Consider the following 4,203-nt stretch of genomic DNA (forward strand, 5'->3'; position numbering starts at 1 on the left):
CCTCGATCGTACTGTCGCTGCGTCCTCGTCCCGAGGGTGCGCCGACGACGGACCGGCGTGGGTTTATCGCGGCGCTTGAGGCGGAGCTGCCGGAGGCGCTGCGGAAGTTGCAGCAGGGGCAGATCGCGCCGGTGGATCTGCCGCAGGCGGCGATCGGGCCGGGGATGGCGGTGTTCAGCCGGTACAGCGCGGTCCTTGAACCTGACGGCAAGAAAATGACCGTGCGCTCGGCGCTGGTGCGGATCAACGAGATCCTCGATACGGTGCTGGCCGAGCAGGAGGGCGACTTTGATTCGATCTCCCGGTTCGCGATCGCGTGGTATCGGCAGCACGGCTACGGCGTCGGCAGGTTCGGCGACGCCGACAACCTCGCCCGGGCCCGCAACACCAGCGTCGACGTGATGGACCGGGAGGAGATCCTGACGAGCCGGGCTGGCAACGTGCGGCTCATCAGGCCCGCCGACCTGTCGTGGGACTACGACGTCCTGAAGGACAGCCATACCAGCAACTGGGAGGCGCTCCACCATCTGATCAAGGTGCTGGAGCGTGACGGTATCGCCCCGGCGGGCGACTTTCTCCAGGCGGCGTTGAGTCGCCCGGACGGCGCTGTTGATGCTGACCTCGTCAAGGAGCTTGCGCACCTTCTCTTTCGCATCGCGGAGGGCAGCGGTTGGCCGAAGGACGCCTTGAGCTTCAACAGCCTGGTGACGAGCTGGCCGGAGATTCTGGAGGTCGCGCGCACTCAGAAGAAGCCCGCCAGGACGCAGTCCGCGATCGACTTCGAGGGGGACGAGTGAGATGGCGCTGAGCAACCGTGACCGCATCGAGCGGATGTTCCAGATCCTCGCGCCGGCGCTGGACGACTTCATCTCGTCGGTGATCGGCCAGGCCGACCCGGCGCTGGGCGCTGAGTGGACGAAGCTGGTCCAGGCGAAGGACCTCAAGAACGGCGTGCCCGCGGGGAAGAGCTACGACCCGCTCGACCCGCAGGTTCAGTTCCGCATGCTCACCGAAGGCAACATCACCGGCGGCTACAAGCAGGGCTGGTACCCGTTCACCCAGGCCGTCGGGCGTGCCGGCGAAACCTTCGCCAGCGAGCTCCGCGAGGTGCGCAACGACTGGGCGCACAACGGCTCGTTCACCGACGACGACGCCTACCGCGCGCTCGACACCGGCGAACGCCTGCTCAAGCTCATCGGCGCGAACGCCGAGTTCGACGAGGTCCGCGGCATCCGGCTCAACCTGCGTCGGGTGACCGCCGACAAGGACGACCGGAAGGTCCTCAAGGCCGCGGTCGCCAACCCCGAGGCCACCGGGCTCAGGCCATGGCGCGAAGTGCTCCAGCCGCACGACGACGTCGCGACCGGCAACTTCCACGCCTCCGAGTTCGCCGCCGACCTCTACAAGGTCGCCACCGGCGGCGAGGCCGACTCCGACTATGCCGACCCGGTCGAGTTCTTCAGGCGCACCTACCTCACCGAAGGCCTCCGCGACCTGATCGGCCGCGCCGTGCGACGTCTCTCGGGCGACGGCAACGCCTCGCCGGTGATCAACCTTCAGACCAACTTCGGTGGCGGTAAGACCCACTCGATGCTGTCGCTGTGGCACCTGGCCGCCGGGCTTCCCGTGGGCGAGTTCCCGCAGGAGACCCAGGAGCTGCTCACCGCCAACGGCTACACCGGCACCGCGGTGAACCGGGTCGCGATCGTGGGCAACCACCTCAGCCCGTCCGGTGTCACCAAGGACGACGGCACCCGCGTCAACACGATCTGGGGTGAGCTGGCCTGGCAGCTCGGCGGTGCCGAGGCGTACGCCATCGTCGCCACCGCGGACAGCGACCGCACCCACCCCGGCGACGCGCTCCACACGCTGCTGGCGACGTACGCGCCCGCCGTCATCCTGATCGACGAGTGGGTCGCCTACGCCCGCTCGCTCGTCGGCCGCGACGACCTCGCGGGCGGCACGTTCGACGACCAGTTCACCTTCGCCCAGTCGCTGACCGAGACCGCCAAGGGCACCTCAGGCGTCCTGCTCGCGATCTCGATCCCTGCCTCCGAGAGCGGGGACGACTCCGAGACCGTGGCCGGGAACGCCGAGGAGGTCGGCGGCACCAACGGGCTCGAAGCCTTGAAGCGGCTCCAGAACGTCGTGCGCCGGGTGGCCGACCAGTGGCGCCCGGCGTCGTCGGACGAGGCCTACCACATCGTCAAGCAGCGGCTGTTCAAACAGCCCGACGCCGCCGCGCTCGCCTCGATCGGAGCGACCGCCAGGGCGTACGTGGAGCTGTACCGCAAGTACACCGACGACTTCCCGCGTGAGGCGCGCGACACGGCGTACGAGTACCGCATCAAACGGACCTACCCGATCCACCCGGAGACGTTCGACACCCTCTACGAGGAGTGGTCCTCGCTGGAGCGCTTCCAGCGCACCCGCGGTGTGCTGCGGCTGATGAGCACGGTGATCCACGCGCTCTGGACGGGCGAGGACGCGTCACCGTTGATCATGCCGGGTTCGATCCCGCTCGCCACCGCGAACGTGAACGCCGAGCTGACGCAGTACCTCCAGGACTCCTGGAAGACGATCATCGATGCCGATGTCGACGGCCCGAACTCCGAGCCGGCGCGCATCGACAAGGAGAAGCCGCTGTTCGGCCAGCGGGCGCTGACCAGGCGGCTCGCCCGCACGGTGTTCTTCGGCGCCGCCCCGACCGTCGCACCCGGCTCGGTCCACAAGGGCATCAACACCCAGCGGGTCTTCCTCGGCACCGCGATCCCCGGCGACGTCCCGGGCAACTTCCACGCCGCGCTGACCCAGCTCGGCGACCGGGCGACGTACTTCTACTCCGGGTCCGGCAAGTACTGGTACGACCTCCAGCCCAACATCACCCGCACCGCCAAGGACCAGGCCGAACGCCTCCACAAGGAAGACGTGTGGAAGGAGGTCGTCACACGGCTGCTCGGCCAGGGCCGCCTGAAGGGTGACTTCGCCGGCGTCCACGTCTGCCCGGAGACCAACGCCGACATCCCCGACACCAGCGAGGCGCGCCTCGTCATCCTGCACCCGAAGTTCGCCCACAAGCGGGGCGCCGAGTCGGCCGCCAAGGACTTCGCCCAGAAGGCGACCGAGCAGCGCGGCAGCTCCAACCGGACCAACCGCAACATGCTCGTCTACCTCGCCCCCGACGAGGCCCGGCTGGAGGAGCTCGACACCGCCACCCGCGACCACCTCGGCTGGAAGCACGTCCTCGACAACGAGGCCGGCCTCGACCTGACCCAGAACCAGAAGAAGCAGGCTACCCAGCGCCAGGCCCAGGCCGACCAGACCGTCACGGCCAGGCTCCTGCAGACCTTCACCTGGGCGCTCGTCCCGGCCCAGCCGGACCCGAGCGCGCCGTTCCTCATCCGCGAGACCAAGGTCGAAGGACAGTCCCACTCGCTCGCCGAGCGGGTCTCCCGCCGCCTCGGCAACGACGGCGACCTCTCGACACGGCAGGCCGCGTCGACGATCCGCCTGGCGATCGGCAAGGTCCCGCAGATCTGGAAGGACGGCCACGTCTCGCTCGGCGCCCTGTGGGGGCTCTACAGCCAGTACCCCTACATGCCTCGCCTGCGCGACAGGACGGTCCTCAACGAGGGCATCATCGACCTGCCGATGATCTGGCAGACCGATGCCTTCGCACTCGCCGCCGGTTACGACGACTCGGCCGGCCGCTACGACGGGCTCTGGACACCCGAGGACACCGGCGCCGCACCGGTGGCCACCGACTCGCTGTTACTGGTGCGTCCCGACGTTGCCGTCAAGCAGCGCGCCGCCGAAGTCCAGGCGACGCCGGGCCTGGCGGAAACCCCGGGCGAGGACGACGCGAAGAAGCCCTTCAAGCCGGACCCCGACCACCCCGGCGTCTACCGCAAGGCCAGGACGCGGTTCTACGGCGTGAAGACCCTGAACCCCGACAAGATCGCCCTTGACTTCAGGAACGTCGCCGACGAGATCATCGCCAACCTCCGCCAGGACGGCACCGAGCTCGTCGTGAAGATCGAGATTGAGGCCACGAAGAGCACCGGCTTCGAGGAAGGCCAGGTTCGCACCGTCTCCGAGAACGCCCGGACCCTGAAGTTCGACCAGTCGGGCTTCGAGGAGAACTGAACGGCCTACCGGCACGACCACCGGACAAGAACGCACACCGCCCCTCTGCGCACACTG

At 68.6% G+C, this 4,203-nt stretch carries 2 protein-coding genes; both read left to right on the plus strand.

Annotation, left to right across the window (positions count from 1 at the left end; genetic code table 11):
* On the plus strand, positions 1-797 hold a 797-nt coding region (locus tag AC5LSR_RS22570), incomplete at its 5' end, for a DUF8807 domain-containing protein (RefSeq protein ID WP_493468970.1).
* Between the two features lies 1 nt (position 798).
* Positions 799-4,146, plus strand: coding sequence for a Swt1 family HEPN domain-containing protein (locus AC5LSR_RS22575; protein ID WP_250285648.1), 3,348 nt, complete (start codon positions 799-801; stop codon positions 4,144-4,146).
* Positions 4,147-4,203 lie beyond the last annotated feature (57 nt).

The organism is Protofrankia sp. CiP1_Cm_nod4, from assembly GCF_982290645.1.